21 protein-coding genes are annotated in these 22,131 nt (G+C 60.2%); 12 read left to right on the top strand and 9 right to left on the bottom strand.

Annotated elements, in window-relative coordinates; genetic code table 11:
- Nucleotides 1-12 precede the first annotated feature (12 nt).
- Together DSC91_RS11545 and DSC91_RS11540 are read left to right on the top strand one after the other, a co-directional pair.
- Nucleotides 13-1,512, top strand: coding sequence for an indolepyruvate oxidoreductase subunit beta family protein (locus DSC91_RS11545; RefSeq protein WP_115778250.1), 1,500 nt, complete (start codon nt 13-15; stop codon nt 1,510-1,512).
- A 70-nt stretch (nt 1,513-1,582) separates the two neighbouring features.
- On the top strand, nt 1,583-2,362 hold the full coding sequence (locus tag DSC91_RS11540; protein ID WP_115778249.1) for a cyclase family protein: 780 nt from the start codon (nt 1,583-1,585) through the stop codon (nt 2,360-2,362).
- Between the two features lie 59 nt (nt 2,363-2,421).
- On the opposite strand, the gene DSC91_RS11535 is transcribed toward DSC91_RS11540, so the two are convergent.
- A complete protein-coding gene (locus DSC91_RS11535) occupies nt 2,422-3,870 on the bottom strand; it encodes a methyl-accepting chemotaxis protein (protein ID WP_162831373.1) in 1,449 nt (482 codons plus the stop codon).
- 501 nt (nt 3,871-4,371) lie between these two features.
- The gene (locus DSC91_RS11530) at nt 4,372-5,304 is read right to left on the bottom strand and encodes a hypothetical protein (RefSeq protein WP_162831372.1); all 933 of its coding nucleotides are present in this window, start codon (nt 5,302-5,304) and stop codon (nt 4,372-4,374) included.
- 320 nt (nt 5,305-5,624) lie between these two features.
- On the opposite strand from DSC91_RS11530, the gene DSC91_RS11525 reads away from it, so the two are divergent.
- On the top strand, nt 5,625-5,846 hold the full coding sequence (locus DSC91_RS11525; protein WP_229758189.1) for a hypothetical protein: 222 nt from the start codon (nt 5,625-5,627) through the stop codon (nt 5,844-5,846).
- A 62-nt stretch (nt 5,847-5,908) separates the two neighbouring features.
- Here the strand turns inward: DSC91_RS11525 and DSC91_RS11520 are convergent, their stop codons facing one another.
- A complete protein-coding gene (locus DSC91_RS11520; RefSeq protein WP_115778246.1) occupies nt 5,909-6,637 on the bottom strand; it encodes an OmpW/AlkL family protein in 729 nt (242 codons plus the stop codon).
- Between the two features lie 141 nt (nt 6,638-6,778).
- Here DSC91_RS11520 and DSC91_RS37430 point away from each other — a divergent pair, with 141 nt between their 5' ends.
- On the top strand, nt 6,779-7,033 hold the full coding sequence (locus DSC91_RS37430) for a hypothetical protein (RefSeq protein WP_162831371.1): 255 nt from the start codon (nt 6,779-6,781) through the stop codon (nt 7,031-7,033).
- Here DSC91_RS37430 and DSC91_RS11515 read toward each other — a convergent pair.
- A complete protein-coding gene (locus DSC91_RS11515) occupies nt 7,030-7,185 on the bottom strand; it encodes a hypothetical protein (RefSeq protein ID WP_208645719.1) in 156 nt (51 codons plus the stop codon). The genes DSC91_RS37430 and DSC91_RS11515 overlap by 4 nt on opposite strands.
- A 379-nt stretch (nt 7,186-7,564) precedes the next feature.
- Between DSC91_RS11515 and DSC91_RS11510 the strand changes: the two genes are divergently transcribed.
- Complete coding sequence (locus DSC91_RS11510) at nt 7,565-8,764, top strand: porin (RefSeq protein ID WP_115778245.1); 1,200 nt, start codon at nt 7,565-7,567, stop codon at nt 8,762-8,764.
- Nucleotides 8,765-9,127: 363 nt separating this feature from the next.
- Nucleotides 9,128-10,669 (top strand): methyl-accepting chemotaxis protein, encoded by a 1,542-nt coding sequence (locus DSC91_RS11505; RefSeq protein WP_115778244.1) that lies wholly within the window; start codon nt 9,128-9,130, stop codon nt 10,667-10,669.
- A gap of 82 nt (nt 10,670-10,751) precedes the next feature.
- Here the strand turns inward: DSC91_RS11505 and DSC91_RS11500 are convergent, their stop codons facing one another.
- On the bottom strand, nt 10,752-11,675 hold the full coding sequence (locus DSC91_RS11500; protein ID WP_115778243.1) for a LysR family transcriptional regulator: 924 nt from the start codon (nt 11,673-11,675) through the stop codon (nt 10,752-10,754).
- Nucleotides 11,676-11,851: 176 nt separating this feature from the next.
- Between DSC91_RS11500 and catA the strand changes: the two genes are divergently transcribed.
- From catA to benD, 5 genes are all read left to right on the top strand, one after another.
- Nucleotides 11,852-12,787 carry a catechol 1,2-dioxygenase gene (catA, locus tag DSC91_RS11495; RefSeq protein ID WP_115778242.1) on the top strand — a complete coding sequence of 312 codons (936 nt, stop codon included), beginning with the start codon at nt 11,852-11,854 and terminating at the stop codon, nt 12,785-12,787.
- Between the two features lie 112 nt (nt 12,788-12,899).
- Nucleotides 12,900-14,258 (top strand): Rieske 2Fe-2S domain-containing protein, encoded by a 1,359-nt coding sequence (locus tag DSC91_RS11490; protein ID WP_115778241.1) that lies wholly within the window; start codon nt 12,900-12,902, stop codon nt 14,256-14,258.
- Nucleotides 14,255-14,743 (top strand): benzoate 1,2-dioxygenase small subunit, encoded by a 489-nt coding sequence (gene benB / locus DSC91_RS11485; RefSeq protein WP_115778240.1) that lies wholly within the window; start codon nt 14,255-14,257, stop codon nt 14,741-14,743. The genes DSC91_RS11490 and benB overlap by 4 nt, the downstream gene beginning before the upstream one ends.
- 38 nt (nt 14,744-14,781) lie before the next feature.
- Nucleotides 14,782-15,804, top strand: coding sequence for a benzoate 1,2-dioxygenase electron transfer component BenC (gene benC / locus DSC91_RS11480; RefSeq protein WP_115778239.1), 1,023 nt, complete (start codon nt 14,782-14,784; stop codon nt 15,802-15,804).
- Nucleotides 15,801-16,577, top strand: coding sequence for a benzoate diol dehydrogenase BenD (gene benD, locus DSC91_RS11475; protein WP_115778238.1), 777 nt, complete (start codon nt 15,801-15,803; stop codon nt 16,575-16,577). The genes benC and benD overlap by 4 nt, the downstream gene beginning before the upstream one ends.
- A gap of 112 nt (nt 16,578-16,689) precedes the next feature.
- Here the strand turns inward: benD and DSC91_RS11470 are convergent, their stop codons facing one another.
- Nucleotides 16,690-17,598, bottom strand: a complete 909-nt coding sequence (locus DSC91_RS11470) for a LysR family transcriptional regulator (protein ID WP_115778237.1) — start codon at nt 17,596-17,598, stop codon at nt 16,690-16,692.
- A gap of 99 nt (nt 17,599-17,697) precedes the next feature.
- Here DSC91_RS11470 and DSC91_RS11465 point away from each other — a divergent pair, with 99 nt between their 5' ends.
- Nucleotides 17,698-18,936 carry a dienelactone hydrolase family protein gene (locus DSC91_RS11465; RefSeq protein ID WP_115778236.1) on the top strand — a complete coding sequence of 413 codons (1,239 nt, stop codon included), beginning with the start codon at nt 17,698-17,700 and terminating at the stop codon, nt 18,934-18,936.
- 70 nt (nt 18,937-19,006) lie between these two features.
- Here the strand turns inward: DSC91_RS11465 and DSC91_RS11460 are convergent, their stop codons facing one another.
- The 3 genes from DSC91_RS11460 to DSC91_RS11450 form a co-directional block, all read right to left on the bottom strand.
- A complete protein-coding gene (locus tag DSC91_RS11460; protein WP_115778235.1) occupies nt 19,007-19,801 on the bottom strand; it encodes a maleate cis-trans isomerase family protein in 795 nt (264 codons plus the stop codon).
- An 87-nt stretch (nt 19,802-19,888) separates the two neighbouring features.
- Complete coding sequence (locus tag DSC91_RS11455) at nt 19,889-21,238, bottom strand: MFS transporter (protein WP_115778234.1); 1,350 nt, start codon at nt 21,236-21,238, stop codon at nt 19,889-19,891.
- Between the two features lie 235 nt (nt 21,239-21,473).
- Complete coding sequence (locus DSC91_RS11450) at nt 21,474-22,106, bottom strand: TetR/AcrR family transcriptional regulator (protein WP_268238838.1); 633 nt, start codon at nt 22,104-22,106, stop codon at nt 21,474-21,476.
- Nucleotides 22,107-22,131: the final 25 nt, after the last annotated feature.

The following is a 22,131-nucleotide window of genomic DNA, read 5'->3' as shown; positions in this document are numbered from 1 at the left end:
GGAAGAAAATCGATGAGTAACGCTCAACCCATCAAGGTTGCCATTCTCGCCATGGGGGGCGAAGGCGGCGGGGTGTTGGCCGACTGGATCGTCGATCTCGGCGAGCACAACGGTTACTACGCGCAGACTACGTCGGTACCCGGTGTCGCGCAAAGGACCGGTGCAACGATCTACTATGTCGAGCTGTTCCCACGCGAGTCGACCGATTTGAACAGCCGCGCGCCGGTGCTCGCGCTGATGCCGTTGCCGGGAGACGTCGACGTCGTGCTTGCATCGGAACTCATGGAAGCTGGGCGCGCGGTGCAGCGCGGTCTCGTAACGGCGGACCGCACGACGCTGGTGACGTCCACGCACCGCGTCTATTCGATCGGTGAAAAGGCCGCAATGGGCGACGGCCGCGTCGATAGCGATACCTTGATCGCCCACGCCAGGCAGGCGGCAAAGCGCTTCGTATGCTTTGACATGGCCGAGGCTGCCGAGGCGACCGGCAGTGTGATTAGCGCGGTGCTGTTCGGCGCGCTGGCCGGAACGGGCGTGCTGCCGTTCAGCCGCAAGCAGTTCACGGAAACGATCGAGCGCGGCGGTGTCGGTGTGAAGCCGAGCTTGCGCGCGTTCGATCTGGCCTATTTCCGCGGTGGCGCCGATGAACCGACAGAGCGCGAGAAAGCCGAGCTTGTACCGCCGGCTGCGCCCAGCCATCCGGTAGTCGCGAAACTGCTCGAGCGCGTGCGTGCCGAATTGCCGCCCGAAGCGCAGACCTTCGCGATCGAAGGGGTACGTCGCCTGATCGACTACCAGGACACCACTTACGCGGCGTTCTATCTGGACCGCCTCTCCGAACTGCGCCGCGCGTTTCAGGTCGTCGACGCGACGCTGCTGCGCGAAACCGCGCGCTATCTCGCGCTGTGGATGTCGTACGAAGACACCATCCGTGTCGCGGATCTCAAGACACGCGGCTCGCGCTTCGAACGAGTGCGCGGCGAAGTGCGTGCCGAGGAGAATCAGTTGCTTGCGATCAACGAGTTCATGCACCCGCGTATCGAGGAAATCTGCGAAACGCTGCCGGCTGCGCTCGGCCGTTGGCTCGCCCGGCCGCATTGGGTACATCGGTTGGTGCGGCGGTTCACACAGTCGGGACGCGTCGTGACCACGAGTTCGTTGCGCGGTTATCTGACACTGTATACGGTTTCGCGTCTGCGAGGCATACGCCGCAGCACGCTGCGCTACCAGATGGAGAACACTCGCATTGAGGACTGGCTGGAGCGGATCGTGGAGACCGCGAAGCTTAATCCGGCGCTCGCGATCGAGGTCGCACAGTGCCAGCGTCTCGTGAAGGGCTATAGCGACACGCACGCGCGCGGCCTGAAGAACTACCAGACGGTGATGGCGGCAGTCGTCAAGGCAGGCGGGAGAATTGCGCCTGCCACGCTGCGCGAACTGCGCGATGCCGCGCTCGCTGATGAGCACGGCAACCAGCTGCGTGAGGCGCTGCGCCGATACGCTCTTGCATGAGTGCGGCAGGAACGAACGACGTGCTTGCTCCGTATGCGCACAACAGATTCTCAGCCAAGGAGATTAACCGATGCATTCCTCTCTTAGTGAACTGGCCTCCGGCCTCGCTCGTGGCAATGTGCGAGTGATCGACCTGACGCAGACTCTGTCACCTGAGTTTCCCGCGCTTCAGCTCCCTCCACAGTTCGGACAGGTGTGGGCGTTCAAGATGGAGACGATCAGCCATTATGACGAGAAGGGGCCGGGCTGGTATTGGAACAATTTCTCCTGCGGCGAGCATACGGGGACGCATTTCGATGCACCTGTCCACTGGGTTACTGGAAAGGATCATCCGCATAACGCTGTCGATACGATCGATGCACGCAACTTCGTGGCGCCGGCGATCGTAGTCGATGCGAGTGCGGAGGTCGCTGAGAATCCGGACTGGCTGCTGACTTCCGCTTATCTCAGGAGGTGGGAAGAGCAGCACGGCCGGATACCTGCGGGCGCATGGGTCCTGTTCCGTACCGACTGGTCAAAGCGTACGGATCCCGCTGAATTTCTCAATCTGAAAGACGATGGGGCGCACACGCCCGGTCCGACGCAGGAAGCGGTGGAGTGGATGATTCACGAACGAGACGTTCATGGTTTTGGCGTCGAGACAATCAACACCGATGCAGGCCAGGCCTATGCCTGGCCAGTCCCTTATCCATGCCATACGTTGATGCACGGCGCAAATCGCTACGGTCTTCAATGCCTGATCAACCTCGATCTCCTGCCTCCCACCGGCGCAATTATCGTTTCGGCTCCGCTCAAGATAAAGAATGGCTCGGGCAGTCCGCTTCGAGTACTCGCTTTGGTGGCAAGTTAGGTTGGCGAAGTCAATCCGTGCTGTCTCGCAGACGCTTGCCGCCCAGGCTGACACAGCCCTCAAGCGCTTGCGAGCGGCTTCAGTCCATCGCCGCGGTTGACGCTGCATTGGACCGCCCAGCGGCCGCCGAGCGCGGGCGCAATATAGCCGATCTTTTCCACCGGTTGCCTGGTGACGGGATGCCGTCCGTTGAATTCGATCCAGCCGCCGCCTTGTTCGACCGCGCGCCAACTGGCCTCGCGGATCGCGGATTGATCGTCGCCCGGCAGCGCTTCTTTGCGCAGCTTGCCGGCCTTGCTCGGGTCGGAACCGAAGGCACGGAAATAGTCGTCGCGATCCGCGACCACGATATACAGATCGCGATCGCGAAAGCCGCCCTTCGGATCGTGAAATTGGCGCACGGCGGTTTCCGGTCCCTCGGTGTCGACCAGCCGGGCCGCACGCTCCGCCATGGCCCGGGCCTCGTTGGCACAGCCCTGCCGCAACCGGATATATTTGACCCCGTCGCTTAGCCGATCGGCGCGGGCTTGCAGCAGACTCGCCGTTTCCACCGACCCGCCGACCATCTCGCCGTTGCTATGGGTGATGTCGTCCAGCACCTCGACCGCCTGGGCAATCTCCTGCAAGCCGGTGGTCTGCTCGCTGCTCGACCGGGCGACGTCGCGTAGCAAGGCGGCCACCTCGCTGACCGCGTCGACTGCGCGCGTCAGCAGATTCCGGCTGCCTTCGATGGCTTGCACCCCGTCGTTCACTTCGTCGCGAGAATGCTGGATCAGTTTCTTGACTTCCGCTGCCGCTTGCGCGCTGCGCTGCGCCAATGCCCGCACTTCGGAGGCGACCACGGCGAAACCGCGGCCGGAATCGCCGGCCCGGGCGGCCTCCACAGCTGCGTTGAGCGCGAGAATATTGGTCTGGAATGCGATGCCGTCGATCACACCGAGCATCTCCCCCATCTCGTGCGAACGTTGCTCGATGCGCTCGATGCTTTCGACTGAAGCGCGCACCGCCGCTTGCCCCGCGACCGCATCGGCATGCGCACGGGTGGACCGCGCATCGGCTTGCTGCGTCTGATCGGTGTTATAGCGCACGGCTTCCAGCAAGGCCTGGAGCGAGGCACGGGTCTGCTCCAGGCTGGCAGCCTGCGATTCGGTACGCTGCGACAGCAAGGTGGCATGTTGGGTCGCTTGCGCGCCTCCCATGGCGATCAGTTCGGCCTCGCTGCGAATGCGCGCAACCACCTGCGACAACTGGTAAGCGAGCAGGCGGGCCTGTTCGCCCAGTGCCGTCAGTTCGTCGTGCCCGGACAAAGACACGTCCTGCACCAGATCGCCGTCGCATAGCGCATTCAACTGGGCCCGCAAGGTCGAGATCGCATGGATCAGGCCGGCCCCGAACAGCCCGAAAATCACCAGGAACTGCGCCAATCCCAACGCGGCGCCATAGCTGCCGTACCAGTGTGCCGCCGCGACGGCGCCGATGGCGCTCAGTGCGGCGATCGTCCACTGCACCCGCAGGTTCCAGCGGCGCAATGCCGACCTGAGAAGGAGGGAAGGGGAGTGTGCATGGGACGGGCTGGCCGTAGCCTGTGACGTCTCTTTGTGGGTTGACATGGATATTGCCCGAACCGTATGTTGGCTGTTGCCGTCGATCGCTGGACAGGTGCATGGGAATGCAACCCGGGAGCACGTCGCTGGCGTGCATGTTCTTGTGTGCCGGAAGACGCCTCCTTAGGCGCGGTTGTCGCGGAACGCATCGCTCCGGCAAACCACCATCTCCCGAGAATTCGCTATGCGTGATGGTCACCGCAAAAGGCTGCGTTCACGTGGCGATTCTGCCATGGCGGGCGTAGCGTGATTATCGAAAACACGCTCATTTCACTTCTATTCTGCTTATCGGATTCGCACAGTCGCTTCGCAGTTCGGAACAAGGGCCGCCAGTCGTTGCGCTTCTGTCTTGATGGCACGCGGCATCACGAACCCGGCGGCAGATGTGTCGTGCCGGTGTTTGCGCTATCGACGAAAATTCGGGCCCTGGCCTGGTCCGCCGGTTGCACCGCCTGCGAAACTACTTCCTCCAGATATGGAACCAACGCCCACAAAGGCAGCGGAACTTCCGTCCGGTAGATTTCGCGAGAAGGCGTCGGCATGCACACCGGGGACCCCTGCAGGGCGGCCCCGATTGGAATCCGCTTGAGGAAGGTTTGGCCAATGGCCATAGCCGTAAATCAGAGCCGATTGAATCATGACACTGACGTTCGGATTGCAGCCGTTATGCACGACAACGGTTTCTTCGGAAAACGCGCCCCTCGTGCCTATGCCTGTGGCGACCGTGCCGTTGGCACGTACCACATCGCACTGGGATGAGGCGAAAACGATAGCGTTGGCCGGGATGTCGACATCGACGATATCCGTCTCGCCGATACGAACGCTCAGCAATCTTCCCGCCGCCAGCACGCCGTCCTGTATCGGACCGGTCTTGACGAAGTCCACCTGGAGTGCGAATCCGGTTAGACGGTCCGCTTCCGCGGGCACGGCAACTTTGTAGGGTGCGGGGCGCGAAGTATCGTCGATTCCCGCAAAGTTTCCACCGCTTGCGGTGACACGCAAACCTACGCCGATAACGTTGGTAGCAAACACCCGGCTGAAGCCCGGCACGGGCGCGAAGGTGTCGGTGAGTTTTGCTTCGCGTACATTCGATATGCCGCTACAGACGAATGGAATATCGCGCTCCGTTGCGACGCGAACCGATCCTATCGTTGAACCCACGGGCATGTCCGGTGCAACGGCGAGCATTCTCGATGGGAGTACAAGATCCTGTGGCGCTGCGGCTTTGAGTCGACAATCGGCGTGCGCAGTTGCGGCACCCAGCAAACAGGCGGCAAGAATTGAAACCTTCCCGAGTAGCTGGATGCGAAGCGAAGTAGATAGTCGTTTCAATTTCAAGCTGCCTCATGCGCCGAATTTTCCTTACGCAATAGTACACATTCCACGTTGAACCAAGCATCGTTGATCCTTACCAAACCTGACTGGGTGGCGCTTGTCGTTGGGCCACGCGGTTCTTTTCAAATCGCTCTGTTGAGTCGACGGCCGCTGGATCCACCGCAACAGCGCCGATGATGTCCGCGGTGCGGAGCCTCGCCGATCAGGCGGTCATGAAGTGAGCGTTTCTTTCACGTTCTTTGCGGCCCCGCTGCCTGCGATACCGTCGTGCTATGGTGCGTCCGGAATTGAGAAATGGGCCTTCGAGGCTGACGGACACGGGGATGGAACAGTTCTTCATGCGGCGCGCCAGCGCCGTGATTTTGCTGCTATATCGCCGCCGCGACTGGCAGGGAAAGATTGCCGCTGCTACGAGCGGCAATGTCGAACGGGAAATGCTTGAAATCGAATCGATAGACCGGCTCGTGCTCAACATCCGCGCGGGCCGGATTCGTACATTCGAACTGACCGAACCAAAAGCCGTTGAAGTCAACGTCATTGACTAACGGCTGGTTAAAGGCACTTATCGCGCTGGGTTCCGCATTGCATTGCGCAATGCGGAGCACGGCTAGAAACGATACCCGATGGAAACGTAGGAAATGATCGGGTTAAGCTTGAGTTTCGTGCTACTGGTCACCGTTCCTACCTTGGACTGGGTAGTCAGCGTGGCACGCGTCGACAACTGCATATACGACAACGAGACATCGACCGACCAGTGCTTGTCGATGTTATAGGCAAAGCCGGCATTGACGACAGGCGCAAACGAGCTGCTCAACTTGGCGGTAGTGGTCCCTTCCAGCGCGGTTCCATAAGTTTGCGAATACAAAAAGCTGCCGCTCGATACCGCCGAGCTCAGTTTCACTCCGCTATACCAGACGTACGATCCGCCCGCGCCAACGTAGGGACGGAAGTTACTCTTTGCGTCGTTGAAGTAGTACTTCAGGAGCAGCGTCGGGCTCCATTCGTAAGCGGAGCCGATCTCCCCAAGCGCGGCGAGCGATCCGGTGCCGGTCAAACGGAACTTCGGCGGTGCGCCGAGTACAGCGGTCGCGGCAATGTGATCGGTAAAGAAATAGGTGCCTGTCAGACCGAAGGTGTCCGAATCATCCACTGACGCGCCCGTGCCGGTCTCTGTCACGCTCGTGCCGAGTGCGTTCACCGTCAGCGGCTTGCTCGAATCCTGCGGCGCGAGATGAAACCAGCCGAAGCCTGCAACGAAATCGCCGGCGCTCTGCGCCTGGGCGGCCGTACTCACTAACAATGCGGCAGCCACGCCGAATACCTTTATTTGCTTCATCTTATCTCCTCTGTCTTTACTGTTTTTGCTGATAGGCAGCGATGATTCTATGCGCACGTCCGTGCTATTCGCGATCTGTTCTGTCGAATGCGACCTCTGAAATTTGGTAAGGATTGAGCACGCAGTCGTTTCGGATATCGCATGCGCTCGACTGCGTTCAGCGGGCGTCAGAAAGCCAAAAGCCCGCTGGTTAGAGCGGGCTTCCGGTTGCCTTTTTTGGAAGAAATTCACTGTGCCCCGGCGCGTCGACAGCAACGCGATGAGGTGGAGTTATTTAACCGTAGGAGAAACGCCATACGCAAGGAGGAAGGCGAAGATATTGATGTCAATTTGCTTCCCTTGCCTTACGCGCTTTTGGAAAGAGGCGCAGGTGAATTAAATTGGGCTGCTTTTTAATGCGGCCTGTTGGCCGCTTTTTGTGAGCCGAAGATCTTGTCGGTCAGGCGCGCCACCAGCGTCGTGCCGAGGCCGAGCCCAATCAGAGTTGAGATCAGCAGGAGCCCGGTGGAAATCCGTGCGCGTGTCGGGTTCGGCGCGAGCGTCTGCATCGCAGCAGGTGAGTCCGGCATCGGGAACGGCGTTGTCTGTTTGAGCAGACGGAAGGCGTTCCCGCTGGTCGGAACGCGATCCCGCCGCCAGTAAGGGAGCCGGGCGAATTGATGGTGACCGCGCGTCCAGGCTCAACCGGTGCTACACCAGAACAAAAAAACTAACTAGATCGTACAAAATACGTACAAACCCTGAAAGACGTCGGATCGCGTTTGAACGACACTTCGGGCTGGTTTGCAAATCCAGGCGCCGCTCGGTGCTCACCCATCTTCGCATTTGTACCGGCATGCTGAGCCGGCCAGGCTTTGCACACCTTGGATTCCCGGGGCGATGACTGGTGTTAGAGATTAAGAAAAGATTTTTTACAGTGGAGCAGAAATGAAAAAGGCACTAGCAACCTCGGCCCTTGGGTTGGTCGCCCTCGGCGCGCACGCTCAAAGCAGCGTGACGCTGTACGGGATCGTCGACGCGGGGATCGGTTATCAGAGCAGCCAGACGTCGCTCGGTTCGACGACCGGTGGCCGTTCGGTCGTCAAGATGGTGAACGGCGTCTGGGCGGGCAGCCGCTTCGGCCTGAAGGGCGGTGAGGATCTGGGTGGCGGCACGAAGGCGATCTTCCAGTTGGAAGAGGGCTTCAACAGCGCAACCGGCGCACAGTCCGTTTCCGGTCTGGCGTTCAACCGGCAGGCGTATGTCGGCGTGACCAATGCCACCTACGGTACGTTCACCGCCGGCCGCCAGTACACGTCGTACTACACGCTGCTGTCGCCGTATAGCCCGACCACGTGGCTGACGGGCGCATACGGCGCGCACCCGGGCGATATCGATTCGCTGGATACGCTGTACCGCGTGAATAACTCGCTGGTGTACACGTCGCCGAGCATGCACGGCCTGACGGTGAGCGGCTCGTATGCGCTGGGCGGCGTGGCGGGCCGTCTCAATGCCGGTTCGACGTATAGCGCGGCGATCCAGTACCTGAACGGTCCGTTCGGGATCGCGGCAGGCTACCAGCGCATCAACAACTCGACGTCGGGCGGCGGTACGTGGGGCACGGACTCCACGACCTCGAATGCCGGCGCGCAGACGGCTGTGTCGGGTATCAACAACGGTTACCAGACGGCGCAGGCGCAACAGCGCGTTGCGGTGACGGGCGGCTATGCGTTCAGCTCGCAGTGGGACGTCTCGTTCTCGTACTCGAACGTGCAATATATTCCGGGCGTGAATTCCAAGTTCCGCAGCCAGGCTACGTTCAACACAGCTGGCGCCGTGCTGCACTTCAAGCCGCTGTCGGCGCTGGACCTGGCCGCGGGCTATAGCTACACGCGCGCTACGGAGTCGAACGGCATTTCGAGCGCAGCCCGCTACCAGCAGTTCAACCTCTCGCAGTACTACAGCCTCTCCAAGCGCACCGGTCTGTACGCGCTGGAAGCTTATCAGCGTGCAAGTGGCCAGACGATCGCCACGAACGGCACGAGCATCATCAACGCAACGGCCGATATCGGCGACGGCCAGAACAGCGCGCCGTCCTCGTCGCGCAGCCAGTTCGCGGCGGGCGTGGGCATCATTCACCGGTTCTGACCGGCGAGTGTAGCGAGCGTCGTGGCGGCGTGTTGTGATGCCGCCACGGCAATCCGCTTTTGATATGCGCCGCTGGGCGTCACCCGTTGACAGCCCGGCGCGCGCAAAATCCATCAGTTTATTTCTAGTCCCCAGTTCGTTGAAGACGGTCGCTACCGTAGCGGCAACGTCATCTAATCAGGACAACTGCGCTTGAACCGAGAACGCAGCCTGCCCCCGTCAACTTGACGGTGTCGTTTCAAGTCATCCCTCATGTCACGGACGTGCAACTAACCAAGGGTTTGTCCTGGGTCAGAAAGCTTGAAGAAGCGCGTTGTGAATGCCGTTAAATGTACCAGACGGTTAAGAAATTGAGGCGTTCACATGAAGTTGTCCACCAGATTGCTGGCTCTGGTCGTCGCGGCCTTGCTCGGCGTCGTACTCGTTGCGGCGACCGCCGTTCAGACTGTACGCAGCTCGCTTGTCGACAGCCGGCGGGAACAGATCGTTATTCTTCTGACGAAAGCCGAACATCTCGTCAATCACTACCACGACCTGCAGTCGCGTGGCGTGCTGACGCGCGACCAGGCCCAACAGGCAGCCAAGGACGCCGTCTCCCAGCTCAATGCGAACACGAAAAGCTACTACTGGGTCACCACGGCCGATGGCGTGAATCTGGTCCACCCGAATGCGAAGTTCATCGGGACGAGGGCGAAGGGCAACAAAACCACGACAGGGTTGACCGACAGCGAGGCTTACCGTGAGGGCATGGCGGCCTCGCATATTGCGCTCGTCGACGTCCTCGTGAAGCGCTCGCCGGATGCCGACCCGGAGCCGAAATTGCAGGGCGTGGTTGCGATACCCGATTGGGACTGGTGGATCGGCACGGGCTTTTTCTATGACGACATCAACGCTGCATTCATGAAGCTCGCCATCGTTCTGGGTTCCATTGCAGCCGTCATCTTCACCGCGGTTGGCGCGATCGCATGGGCGACGATGCGCGGCGTGAAGAGGACGCTCGGCGGCGAGCCTGCCTATGCGGCGCATATCGCCACACAGATCGCGGACGGCAATCTGGCCGTCGAGGTCGAAGTGGGACGAGCGTCACCGGGCAGCCTGCTACACGTGTTGAACGACATGAAATCGAAGCTCGCGGTCATCGTGTCCGAGATTCAGTCGGCGAGTTATTCGATCGCGACAGGGTCAGGCGAAATCGCGCAAGGCAACCTCGATCTGTCCCAGCGTACTGAAGAGCAGGCGGCGTCATTGCAGGAAACGGCTGCCAGCATGGAGCAGATTACGGCAACCGTTAAGCAGAACGCGGACAATGCAAAGCAGGCAAACGAGCTTGCCAATGCCGCAACCGAGGCCACGGCGCGTGGGGGTTCCGCAGTGCAGGAAGTGGTCGGGACGATGAAGCAGATCGAGAGCGAGTCGAAAAAGATCGCCGAGATTACCTCGGTTATCGAAGCCATTGCTTTTCAAACCAACATCCTCGCGCTCAATGCCGCTGTCGAAGCCGCGCGGGCAGGCGAGGAGGGGCGCGGTTTTGCCGTCGTGGCAGGCGAGGTCCGTGCCCTTGCGCAACGCAGCGCCGCAGCCGCGAAAGATATCAAGAGCCTGATCCAGGCATCGGTGGCGAATGTCAGCGGCGGCACCCGGCTGGTCGAGGTGGCAGGTGGCCGGATGGCCGAGATCGAGCAGTCGATTCGCCGCGTAACCGACATCATGGGTGAGATTTCCTCCGCGTCGGATGAGCAGAGCACGGGCATTGAGCAGGTCAGCCGGGCGGTGTCGCAGATGGATGAAGTGACGCAGCAGAATGCCGCACTGGTGGAGCAGGCGGCTGCGGCTGCGGCGTCGCTTGACGAACAGGCAGGGCGCCTGCGTTCCGTGGCGGCGGTCTTTCGGGTGGGCGGCCAATAGGTTGTCGGTGTGCGGCGTGAGGCGCTTGCCTCACGTCGATTTCAAAGCGACGAATCCGCACTGAAATGCCGCTCGCACGGCATCACCGCCCCCATTCGGTACGGGGTACATAAGGAATCTTTTCCTCCTCGTACAGCCGATAGACGAGTTCAAGCATCTCCCGAAGGTCCCGCGATTCGTCGAGCGCTCGCATGCTCATGATGATGGGGGAAACCAGCGTCGGGTCGTCCAGTTCCTTATAGCTCACGTCGTCTCGCTTAAGACCGTACACGCTGCTCGGCACGACAGAGATTCCTTCCCCCGCTGCTACCAGACCTAGCGCAATCTGCAACTCACGTACTTCATATATCCGGCGAGGCTTGAGAGCCCGGTCCTGGAATGCGGAAAGCACCTGGTCTGCGTAACTGGGCCGGGGCGCCTTCGGGAAGATAATCAGCGTTTCATTGACCAGGTCGCTGAGGGCGAGGACGGGCTTGACGCGTGAGAGTGAATGGCCCTCCGGGAGTGCCACGATCATCTTCTCCTCGCGAAGCGTCACCCGGCGGATGTTCGGGTCCTCGTGCCGAATACGACCGAACCCGACATCGATCTGCCCGTCTTTCAGGGCTCTAATCTGGTCCATCGTCGACATCTCGTGAAGGCTGAGTTCGACTGTCGCGTTCTCGTCGCGAAAGCGCCGGATGATTTTGGGCAGCATGCCGTATAACGTCGAACCCACGAAGCCGATAGAGAGGCTGCGCTCGATGTTGCCCACGCGCTTCGTCATTGATTCGAGCTCGGCTGTCTGAGCCAGCAGCTGCACCGCATGGGCATAGAAGAACTTACCGGTCTCCGTCAACTGCAACGGGCGCGAGTCGCGCTGGAAGAGCTGCACCCCAAGCAGCTCTTCCAGTTGCTGTATCTGGCGGCTCAAAGGGGGTTGCGCCATGTTCAGCCGCTGTGCCGCACGCGTGAAATTGCGTTCCTCGGCTACGGCGACAAAATAGCGAAGATGGCGCAGTTCCATTTCAATACCTCAGGGATATAGACCGATACTAAATCAGTGTTGGACGGGTCTTTCCAACGTCGCTTATTCTGTTTTCACACTCTGTTTTAGCACAGGATTATACCTCGCAGGCATATTAGGGCTGCTGCTAAACCGAGGGTTAACCCCAGAGAAAATAGAGAGATTCAGGAGACGACATGAGCGTGAAAGTGTTCGATACGACGGAAGTGCAGGACCTGCTGAAGGCCGCGACTAACATCGGTAGCGAGGACGGCAGTGCTCGCGCAAAACAGATTGTTCATCGCCTGCTGGGCGATCTGTTCAAGGCCATCGACGACCTTGACATGACGCCCGACGAAATCTGGGCCGGCGTCCACTATTTCAACAAGCTTGGCCAGGACGGTGAAGCGGCGTTGCTTGCCGCCGGCCTCGGTCTGGAAAAGTATCTCGACATTCGCATGGACGCGGCGGACAAGGCGGCTGAAATCACCGGCGGCACGCCGCGCACCATCGAAGGTCCGCTGTATGTTGCCGGTGCGCCGGTGCGCGACGGCATGTCGAAGATCGATATCGATCCCGACCAGGATGCGGGCACGCTGGTTATCCGCGGCACGGTAACCGCTCCAGACGGCCAGCCTGTTGCAGGTGCGGTGGTCGAATGCTGGCACGCCAACTCGAAAGGCTTCTATTCGCACTTCGACCCGACCGGCGCGCAGAGCGAGTTCAATCTGCGCGGCGCGGTCAGAACGGATGCCGACGGCAAGTACGAATTCCGTACCCTCATGCCCGTGGGTTACGGCTGCCCACCGCAGGGCGCGACCCAGCAACTGTTGAACGTGCTCGCCCGTCATGGCAACCGCCCGGCGCATGTGCACTTCTTCGTCACCACGGACAAGTACCGCAAGCTGACGACGCAAATCAACATTGAGGGCGACCCGTTGATGTGGGACGACTTCGCCTACGCCACGCGCGAGGATCTGATTCCGCATGTGGTCGAAAAGACCGGCGGCATTGCGCTGGCAATGAAGTCCGATGCGTATAAGGAAATCGAGTTCGACATCGTATTGACTCCGCTCATTCAGGGCAAAGATAACCAGGCCGTTCATCGCCTGCGTGCGTCTGCTACCGCCTGACCGCTGACGCGGCCGCTACGTCGTAGCACTGCTGCCGCTCAATCCTTCGCAAGAATCTTTCGATACCGATGCGCGTGTTCCATAACCTGGAGCACGCGTAGGGAGAGCACTCATGTCTGCAATTATCGACAAAGCCTCGCAACTTGATGAACTGCTGCACACCGCCGTTCAGGACGACAGGCAAAACGGTGTATTCCGTTGCCGCCGCGACATCTTCACGAACGCCGATCTGTTCGAGCTCGAGATGAAACATATCTTCGAGAGCAATTGGGTGTACCTGGCGCACGAAAGCCAGATCCCCAACAACAACGACTACTACACCACGTGGATCGGTCGCCAGCCGGTGGTTGTCACCCGCGACAAGAATGGCGAACTGCACGCGGTCATCAACGCCTGCGCACACAAGGGCGCGATGCTGTGCCGGAAAAAACACGGCAACAAAGGAACGTTCACCTGCCCGTTCCATGGCTGGAGCTTCGCCAACACCGGCAAGCTGCTGAAAGTGAAAGATGTGAAGACCACCGAATACCCGGTGCAATTCAATACCAACGGTTCGCATGACCTGAAGAAAGTCGCGCGCTTCCAGAGCTATCGCGGCTTTCTGTTCGGCAGCCTCGACGCGGACGCGATTCCACTGGAGGACTACCTCGGCGAGACCAGGGTCATCATCGACCAGATCGTCGACCAGACCCCGAACGGGCTGGAAGTGTTGCGCGGCAATTCCTCGTACGTCTACGACGGCAACTGGAAGATGCAGATGGAGAACGGCTGCGACGGCTACCACGTCAGCACCGTGCACTGGAATTACGCTGCGACGATGGATCGGCGCAAGGTCGATGGCACCAAGGCCGTGGATGCGAACAGCTGGAGCAAGTCGGTAGCCGGCGTGTACGGGTTCGAGCACGGTCACATCCTGCTGTGGACCAGGACGATGAACCCGGAAGTGCGGCCGGTCTATCAATACCGCGACGAAATCAAGGCACGCGTTGGCGAAGCAAAAGCAGAGTTCATCGTCAACCAGACTCGAAACCTGTGCCTGTATCCGAACGTGTTCCTGATGGACCAGTTCAGCACGCAGATTCGCGTGGTGCGCCCAATCAGCGTGGACAAGACGGAAGTCAGCATCTTCTGTTTCGCTCCAAAGGGCGAGAGCGCAGCCGACCGGGCTACCCGCATCCGCCAGTATGAAGACTTCTTCAATGTCACGGGCATGGGCACCTCGGACGATCTCGAAGAATTTCGCGCCTGCCAGGCCGGTTATGCCGGGACTACCGCGCCGTGGAACGATCTTTCGCGCGGGGCGCCGTTGTGGGTCGAAGGCGCCGACGCGAATGCGAAAAGCATGGGCCTGAAGCCGCTCATCTCGGGCGAGCGCAGCGAAGACGAAGGTTTGTTCGTGTGCCAGCACGAATACTGGGTACACGTGATGCGCGACGCGCTCAAAAAGGAACAAGGGGAGGCAGTGGCATGAGCTTCGATTACCAGACAATCTGCGCCGTGCTGTTCCGCGAAGCGCGCCTGCTCGATGACCGTCAGTGGGACGACTGGCTGGCCTGCTATGCCGAGGACGTCACTTACTGGATGCCGGCGTGGGACGACGACGATCAGCTCACCGACGACCACGAGAGTCAGATTTCGTTGATGTATTACCCGGACCGTGGCGGCCTGGAAGACCGCGTGTTCCGCATCAAGACCGAACGCAGTGGCGCCTCGATGCCTGAACCTCGAACCAGTCATAACGTCACCAATGTGGAAGTGCTGGCCGAGCGCGAGAACGAAGTGGACGTGCGCTACAACTTCAACACGCTCAGCCACCGTTACAAAACCACCGACCAATTCTTCGGCACGATGTTCGTGACGCTGCGCAAAGTCAACGATGAACTGTTGATCTCCTGCAAGCGAATTGTGCTGAAGGACGACTACATCCGCCAGGTACTCGACGTTTATCACGTTTGAGCGCGAACACTGCGGAAATGAGAAGTACAGGAGGCAAGATGTCCAGCTACAACATTGCACTGAATTTCGAAGACGGCGTGACCCGCTTCGTCACATGCAAGGCGGGCGAGAAGGTGCTTGATGCCGCCTTTCGCGCGAAGATCAACCTGCCGATGGATTGCTCCGATGGCGTGTGCGGTACCTGCAAGTGCCGCGCCGAGAGCGGGCGCTACGACCTGGGCGACGACTACATCGAAGATGCGCTGAGCGAGGACGAGAAGGACAGTGGCCTGGTATTGACCTGCCAGATGGTGCCGGAAAGCGACTGTGTGATTGCGGTGCCGGCATCGTCCACTGCGTGCAAAACCGAGCAGAGCAAGTTCGTCGCCACCGTATCCAGAATCGAACCGCACAACGATGCGGCTATCGTGCTCGAATTGGACCTGAATGCGGCCGCGCCTGTGTTCTTGCCGGGCCAGTACGTCAACATTGACGTTCCCGGCAGCGGTCAGCACCGTTCATATTCTTTTTCGTCGGCGCCGGGCGAATCGAAAATCAGTTTTCTGATCAAGAAGATTCCCGGTGGCGTGATGAGCACCTGGCTCGACTCCGCACAGGCCGGCAACAAAGTGGAGCTGACCGGCCCGCTCGGCAGCTTCTATCTGCGCGCGGTGGAGCGGCCGCTGCTGTTCCTCGCCGGCGGCACCGGCCTGGCACCGTTCCTGTCGATGCTGGAAGTGCTGGCGCGCGCGAATTCACAGCAGAAAGTTCATCTGATTTATGGCGTAACGCGAGACCTCGACCTCGTGCAGATCGATGCCATCGACGCCTACGTGGCGAGGTTGCCGAATTTCACCTACAGCACGGTCGTGGCCGACGCGGATTCGACCCATCCCCGCAAGGGTTGGGTGACGCAGCACATGCCGGCGGAGGCCGTCAATGATGGCGACGTCGACGTGTATCTGTGCGGGCCGCCGCCGATGGTCGATGCAGTGCGTAAGCACTTCGACGACAACGGCGTGAAGCCCAACAGCTTCCACTACGAGAAGTTCACTCCCAACGCAGCACCGAGGGCAGCATGAACACGCAACGATTTGCCGGTAAGGTCATGGTCGTCACCGGTGCCGCACAGGGCATTGGTCGCGCCGTCGCGCTTCGTGCAGCCGCGGAAGGCGGCAAGGTGCTGTTCGTCGACCGCGCCGACTTCGTCTCTGACGTTGCCGCCGAAGCGACTGGCGCGGACACGGCCGGCTTCGTGGCCGACCTGGAGACGTACGAAGGCGCGGCATCGGCGATGGCTTGTGCTGTTCGCAGGTTTGGCGGCATCGACATACTGGTCAATGGTGTCGGTGGCGCCATTCGCATGCGTCCGTTCGCCGAGTTTGAGCCTGCACAGATCGATGCGGAAATTCGCCGCTCCCTGATGCCCACCTTGTACGCCTGCCATGCCGTGTTGCCGCATCTGCTCGAGCGTGGTGGCGGGACCATCGTCAACGTTTCCTCGAATGCCACGCGCGGTATCCGGCGCGTGCCGTATTCGGCGGCCAAGGGCGGTGTCAACGCAGTGACGCAGTCGCTGGCGATGGAGTACGCGGAGCACAACATCCGTGTGGTCGCCACCGCGCCAGGAGGGACCGATGCGCCTCCGCGACGCGTCCCGCGCAATACTGCCGGCGATAGCGAGCTGGAAAAAGTCTGGATGGGCGAAGCGGTCAAGCAGGTCACCGATTCGACCTTTTTGAAGCGCTACGGCAGCATCGACGAACAAGTCGCGCCAATTCTGTTCCTCGCTTCGGACGAGGCAGGTTATATCACCGGCACCGTGTTGCCGGTTGCCGGGGGAGACACAGGTTGATGCTCGCATGCTGACCGTGATCGCCGCTTGCCCGTAATCTATCCCTTTTCTTCAAGGGCGATTGCAAAAAATTCCGGCATGCAGGAGATCGATCGCCAGCGGGGCGGATCATCTAATCCACATGCAAGGTCTCCACAAGCATCTCCCGAAACCAGCGGTTGCCCTCGTCGGCGTCGAACGAAGGATGCCAATACACGGTGGACGCAATGTGCGGCAGCTCCACCGGCACCGGATAAATCAGGAATTGCCCCGATTCGTTGAACACGCGCGCCACCCCGCGTGGCAGCGTCACCATCCAGTCGGTGCGCAGAAGGATTTGCGGAATCACGGTGAAATGAGGCACACGCAAAGCAATGCGCCGATGAAGACCGCGCGTGCGCAACGCATCGTCGATCTCCACGTGGCTGCTGTCGCTCGAGGCCACGGCCACGTGCGATAACTCGAGAAACTTTTTCTCCGACAGACGCCGCGCCGGCAGTCCAGGCCGCTTGCGTGTCATGCACGCGTATTCCTCGTGAAAGAGGAGCGCGGAATTCGTCACCCGCTTGAGGGCGGACATATTCCCAATCGCAAAGTCGAGCTGGCCCAGCCGCAGTCTTTCCTCGATCGCCGGGAGCGGCACCTGCTCTGCCGCGATACGGATCAGCGGCGCCACGCGCTGCAACTTCTCGCAGATGAGCGGGAGAAACACCTGGGCCCCGATATCGGACATGGATAGCCTGAATTCGCGCGAGCTGGCAGCGGGATCGAATCGTTCGCTATGGCCCAGTGTTTCGCGGATCGACCCGATTGCGCGGCCGAGCGGCGCAGCGAGTTGTTCCGCCTTTGGAGTCGGCAGCATGCCTTCGGTCGACCGGATGAATAGCGGATCGTCGAACAGGGATCGCAGACGTCCCAGCGCGTAGCTGACCGCCGGCTGCGACAATCCGAGCTGCTGTCCGGCGCGTGTCAGGCTGCGCTCCACGAAGATCACGAGGAATACACGCAAGAGGTTCAGATCGACCCTATCAAAATCAGTCATGTTTATCGATGTACAGAAATTGATTAATTTGACGAATAGTCTACCCGATCCTAAACTCGCCTCACGCACGTCGGAGGCGCGAACGAAAGGGAAACCATCATGAGCGGCGAGTTCATTCAGATCAGCGCAGATAACGGGGCGGCGTTTTCCGCTTATCTTGCGAAGCCCAAACAAGGTTCGGGGCCAGGCCTCGTCTTGTTGCAGGAAATTTTCGGCGTCAACGGATATATGAAATCCATGGCCGATCGCTTCGCGGAAGAGGGCTATGTGGTGCTGGTGCCGGATCTGTTCTGGCGCATGAAGCCGCACGTGGATCTGGGCTATGGCGAGGAGGACTTTGCCACGGCGCTCGACTACAACGAGCGGCTCGATCTCACGCTCGCGGTTCAGGACGTGGCGTCGACCATCAAGGCATTGCGTGCGCTCCCGCAACAGGCCGGCAAGGTCGGTGCGCTCGGATATTGTCTCGGCGGCAAACTGGCGATGCTCGCCGCTGCGCGAACCGATGTCGACTGTGCTGCGAGTTACTACGGTGTGGGTCTGGACGCATTCTTGCAGGAGGTGCCGTCGATTCAGTGCCCGATGGTGTTCCACTTTGCGGGCAATGATGCGCTGTGCCCGCCGGCAACGCGCGAGAAAATCCAGGCCGCGCTGCGCGCGAATCCGCGAATTGAGCAGTATCTCTATGCCGGTTGCGATCACGCGTTCGCCACGCCGGAGCGCGAGCACTTCGACAAGCCGGCCGCGATGATGGCCTATTCGCGCACGCTCGCGATGCTGCGCAAGGTGCTCGGGCCTGTCTACGATCTGAACGAGTTGTGGGAGTTGCACTGCTACTACGAGTTCGCTACGCGCGATGTCGACGCCGTGTTGCCCACGATGATTGCCGAGCCGTACGTCAATCACATTCCGACGATGACGGGCGGCGTTGGCCACGATCAACTCAAGCGCTTTTACAAATACCATTTCGTCCACGCCAATCCCGACGATACGCGGCTCATTCCGATTTCACGGACCATCGGCGCGGATCGCCTCGTCGACGAGTTTATTTTTTGTGCGACTCACGATCGCGAAATCGACTGGCTGTTGCCGGGTCTTGCGCCGACGGGCAAGTACATCGAAATCCCCATGCTCGCCGTCGTTCATTTTCGCGGTGACAAGCTTTACAACGAGCACATCTACTGGGATCAGGCGTCGGTGCTGGTGCAGGTCGGCGTGCTCGATCCAACCGGGTTGCCGATCGCCGGAATCCAGACCGCGAAGAAGTTGATCGACGCAAGCTTGCCGAGCAATACGCTGATGCGCAACTGGGCCAGCAGCGAAGGCAAGCCGGTTTGAAGCGTGGCGTCTAGCCGGCTTCGGCTGGGTAGGCGCGCTTTATCGCAGTGGCGAGGCGCGCGCCAACGAGCTATATCGTGCATTGCGCACGTGACACGGCCGCCGATACTTCTTGCAAAGTCGTGGCGCGCGCATCAGGCAGAACCGGTTCGCGGGCGAGGGTCTTTGCGAGAAGTGAGCCGTAGCGCGTGGGACGCTCCACAATTCCGAACCGGCACAGGCAATGCCAAAGCAGCGCGGCATTGCTCGTGATGACAGGAACCCCCACCTCGTTTTCAAGCGTCTCGATCACCGGGCTGACGTGAACTCCAGCGCAACTGATCAATAAGGCGTCAAAGCTGCCTGCCATTCCTGCCGCAAGATGGAGCCATGATTCCGGCGCGATGGCCGCCTGCTCCAAAGGAGTCTGGCATGGCAGGCTTGCATGGTCGACGACATCGATACCGTGTCCGCGCAGAAAGCTTATTTCCTTCAATACGACCTCTTGCCGGTAGGGCGTCAGCAACGCAATGCTTGAGGCCGACAGTGCTTCCAAAGCGGAGAGTACTGCATCGATCGTTGTCACGGCGGCAATGCCCGTCGCGTCCGTGATTCGCTGCGTGATTGCCTCGGAGCCATTGACCACACCTGCCGCCGTGCAATTCAACGCGATCAGATCGACTTCCGCGTCAGCGAGCAAGCCCGCATGGTATTCAAGGTTGTCGATGATCTTCGTGTCGGATTCGAGTGACGTATCGCGGAACGGCAGGCGCGTTGTCACGAACTGCACGCCCTCGGGCGCCATCAACTGAACCTCGAAGTCGCAGAGTCCTCCAGACGGATAGAGATGACCGATCCGCGCCAGGGTCCCCATGCCGATGCTCATCGCTTTGTCTCCGTGGTCTATTCAGGGAAAGAGTGCGGCTCTTCAATGCTGTCTGCCGCGCAAGCCGCGCATGCTTTGCAAATCCATTCAACCTTCCAGCGAAACGCTCGACGAGTCGACATGGGCCGTCCGTGACCGCGGTTTGCCGGTCAAAGCAATGGCCAGCGCGGCAACGAGTGCGGAGGCCGCAAACGCGTAGAAATTCCACTGAACTTCGACGTTGTGCGCGGCGAGCCAGGCGCCGACCATCGGACCGCTCATCGCGCCGAAACGTCCAATGCCAACGGCCCATCCGGTCGCGCTGGCACGCGCATGGGCACGGTAGAAGTTTGCGATAAAGGCCAACTGAACCATCGCGACGCCGATGCTGCCAAAGCCGGCGAGTGCGACGAGCGCATAGTTGAAGACCAGGCTTCCCTTGAGCGTGAGGCCGCACACCGCGAGCGCGCCGATGATATAGCCCGCCACGATGGTTTTGCGCGCGCCCAGACGGTCGCTAATCTGACCGATGAGGATGCCGCCCAATGCGGACGACAGCATGAATACCGCGAGAAACGACAGGCTCGAGCCGAGGTCATAACCGAGCTTGCGCATGAGCTGCGGCAGCCACGTTCCCAAACCGTAAATCACCAGCACGGCGGCAACCTGCGCCACCCACAGACAGACCGTTGTCCAGCAATTCTGCGGCGAGAACACTTCGCGGAACACGGCGTCAAGCGAGGGTTTCGGCGCTACGTTGCGGCTTGCACGTTGAAACACGGACGAATCGATACCCAGGCGCCGGGCCAGAGTCGTCGCCTGAGTTTCCTTGCCCTTCGCAAGCAGAAAGTCGAGTGATTCCGGCAGAAGCCACACGAGAAGAGGAAGCGCCAGCAGAGGGCTCGCTCCTAATGCAACGACGAAGCGCCACCCGTGCGATTGCACAAAGAAAATGCCGATCACCGCGGATAGCAACGCACCGAGCGAATAGCCCGAGTACATCAGCGCGAAATTCAGGTTGCGCTTGTCAGACGGCGAATATTCGACGGTCAGCGCCGCCGCCGCCGAAATGACTCCGCCAAGGCCGAGCCCGCCAATGAACCGGCTGACGGAGAACAGGAACGGTGTCGGTGCCCACGCTGCGCCGAGCATCGACAGCGAGAAGAGGGCGACACAATTGATCAGCAGCAATTTTCTGCCGACCAGGTCGCTGATCACGCTGATGAAATACGACCCAAACAAGGTGCCGAACAGGGCGGCGCTACCCATGGCGCCGATTTCCATCGGAGTGAGCTTCCAGACGGGATCGCTCAGCAGGGACGGGACGATCGTTCCCATTACGCCGATGTCGTAGCCCTCGGCGACGATCGTCAGGAAGCACAGAACCAGGACCCGATACGTGGTTCGGGACGGCGGGTTGAACGAACGTAATTGCGCGCTTTCAGAGATTGCGGCCATGCCAGCACCTCAGGCAAATAGTAACGCCATTGATTGCCAGATCACCTGATTGTCCGGCAGGTTCGATCCGCGCTCCAGCGCTGATTCAGTGTGCGCCGCAGCGAGGTCTTGCGCCTTGAACAATCAGACGATTAGGGCGTCCGGCTACTAAAAGCAGCAGCCTAAATACAGAATGGCATTCTTTTTTGTGTGCTGTCAAAGTTTTTCAAAATTCCGCTTCGTCGCGGATGAACGGCTAGCGCGCCTCCGACTCCTGCTCGCCTAGCAGCAGGTCGGCCATCATGCTCGAGATTTTGTCGATGTCGCGATCGTCGCCGATACGGTGATTGATGACGAATCCATCGAATGCCATCCAGATGAGGTGAGACAGCAAGTCGCCATGGACCACGCCGGCCCGTTCCGGCGGAAGCGAGTCGAGTAGAAGCTGCGTCACGAACACTTCGACAGGCTGCAGCAGATTGACCGGCTTGCGAAGGTCTGCGGGCGCGGTTGCCAGCGCGTCGATGAGCGAGTTGGCGAAAGCATGATCGGCAGCCGGAATATCCGCCCAGATTCCGCAGATGATACGGCGAATCTTGCTGCGCGGATTCGACAGCAGCATCACCTCGGTGCGCAGCGCGTGTAGTTGCCGCGTCAGCCACGGCTGATAGATCTCGTACAGGATGATCAGTTTCGAATCGAAGTACACATACAGGTTCGCCACGGTGGTCCCTGCCTCGCGCGCGATCTCTGTCATCGTGGTCGCCGAATAGCCTTTGCGGCTGAATGCTGCGAACGCCGACGCCAAAATTGCCTCGCGAATTTCTGCTTTTTTTACCTGCGGCACCGCGCCTCCTTCGGTAGGTGATTCAACTGATTGACTCGCCATTCTAACAATCGCCGGTGGGCCGGAT

This window comes from Paraburkholderia caffeinilytica, assembly GCF_003368325.1.
Taxonomy (GTDB): domain Bacteria; phylum Pseudomonadota; class Gammaproteobacteria; order Burkholderiales; family Burkholderiaceae; genus Paraburkholderia; species Paraburkholderia caffeinilytica.
This window is presented reverse-complemented; position numbering and strand designations above follow the sequence as displayed.

Bases quoted from the DNA above. Each gene is read 5' to 3' on its own strand.
- DSC91_RS11545 (WP_115778250.1), top strand. From the start codon at position 13: ATGAGTAACGCTCAACCCATCAAGGTTGCCATTCTCGCCATGGGGGGC.
- DSC91_RS11540 (WP_115778249.1), top strand. From the start codon at position 1,583: ATGCATTCCTCTCTTAGTGAACTGGCCTCCGGCCTCGCTCGTGGCAAT.
- DSC91_RS11525 (WP_229758189.1), top strand. From the start codon at position 5,625: ATGGAACAGTTCTTCATGCGGCGCGCCAGCGCCGTGATTTTGCTGCTA.
- DSC91_RS11520 (WP_115778246.1), bottom strand. From the start codon at position 6,637: ATGAAGCAAATAAAGGTATTCGGCGTGGCTGCCGCATTGTTAGTGAGT.
- DSC91_RS37430 (WP_162831371.1), top strand. From the start codon at position 6,779: ATGCGCTCGACTGCGTTCAGCGGGCGTCAGAAAGCCAAAAGCCCGCTG.
- DSC91_RS11515 (WP_208645719.1), bottom strand. From the start codon at position 7,185: ATGCAGACGCTCGCGCCGAACCCGACACGCGCACGGATTTCCACCGGG.
- DSC91_RS11510 (WP_115778245.1), top strand. From the start codon at position 7,565: ATGAAAAAGGCACTAGCAACCTCGGCCCTTGGGTTGGTCGCCCTCGGC.
- DSC91_RS11505 (WP_115778244.1), top strand. From the start codon at position 9,128: ATGAAGTTGTCCACCAGATTGCTGGCTCTGGTCGTCGCGGCCTTGCTC.
- DSC91_RS11500 (WP_115778243.1), bottom strand. From the start codon at position 11,675: ATGGAACTGCGCCATCTTCGCTATTTTGTCGCCGTAGCCGAGGAACGC.
- catA (WP_115778242.1), top strand. From the start codon at position 11,852: ATGAGCGTGAAAGTGTTCGATACGACGGAAGTGCAGGACCTGCTGAAG.
- DSC91_RS11490 (WP_115778241.1), top strand. From the start codon at position 12,900: ATGTCTGCAATTATCGACAAAGCCTCGCAACTTGATGAACTGCTGCAC.
- benB (WP_115778240.1), top strand. From the start codon at position 14,255: ATGAGCTTCGATTACCAGACAATCTGCGCCGTGCTGTTCCGCGAAGCG.
- benC (WP_115778239.1), top strand. From the start codon at position 14,782: ATGTCCAGCTACAACATTGCACTGAATTTCGAAGACGGCGTGACCCGC.
- benD (WP_115778238.1), top strand. From the start codon at position 15,801: ATGAACACGCAACGATTTGCCGGTAAGGTCATGGTCGTCACCGGTGCC.
- DSC91_RS11470 (WP_115778237.1), bottom strand. From the start codon at position 17,598: ATGACTGATTTTGATAGGGTCGATCTGAACCTCTTGCGTGTATTCCTC.
- DSC91_RS11465 (WP_115778236.1), top strand. From the start codon at position 17,698: ATGAGCGGCGAGTTCATTCAGATCAGCGCAGATAACGGGGCGGCGTTT.
- DSC91_RS11460 (WP_115778235.1), bottom strand. From the start codon at position 19,801: ATGAGCATCGGCATGGGGACCCTGGCGCGGATCGGTCATCTCTATCCG.
- DSC91_RS11455 (WP_115778234.1), bottom strand. From the start codon at position 21,238: ATGGCCGCAATCTCTGAAAGCGCGCAATTACGTTCGTTCAACCCGCCG.
- DSC91_RS11450 (WP_268238838.1), bottom strand. From the start codon at position 22,106: ATGGCGAGTCAATCAGTTGAATCACCTACCGAAGGAGGCGCGGTGCCG.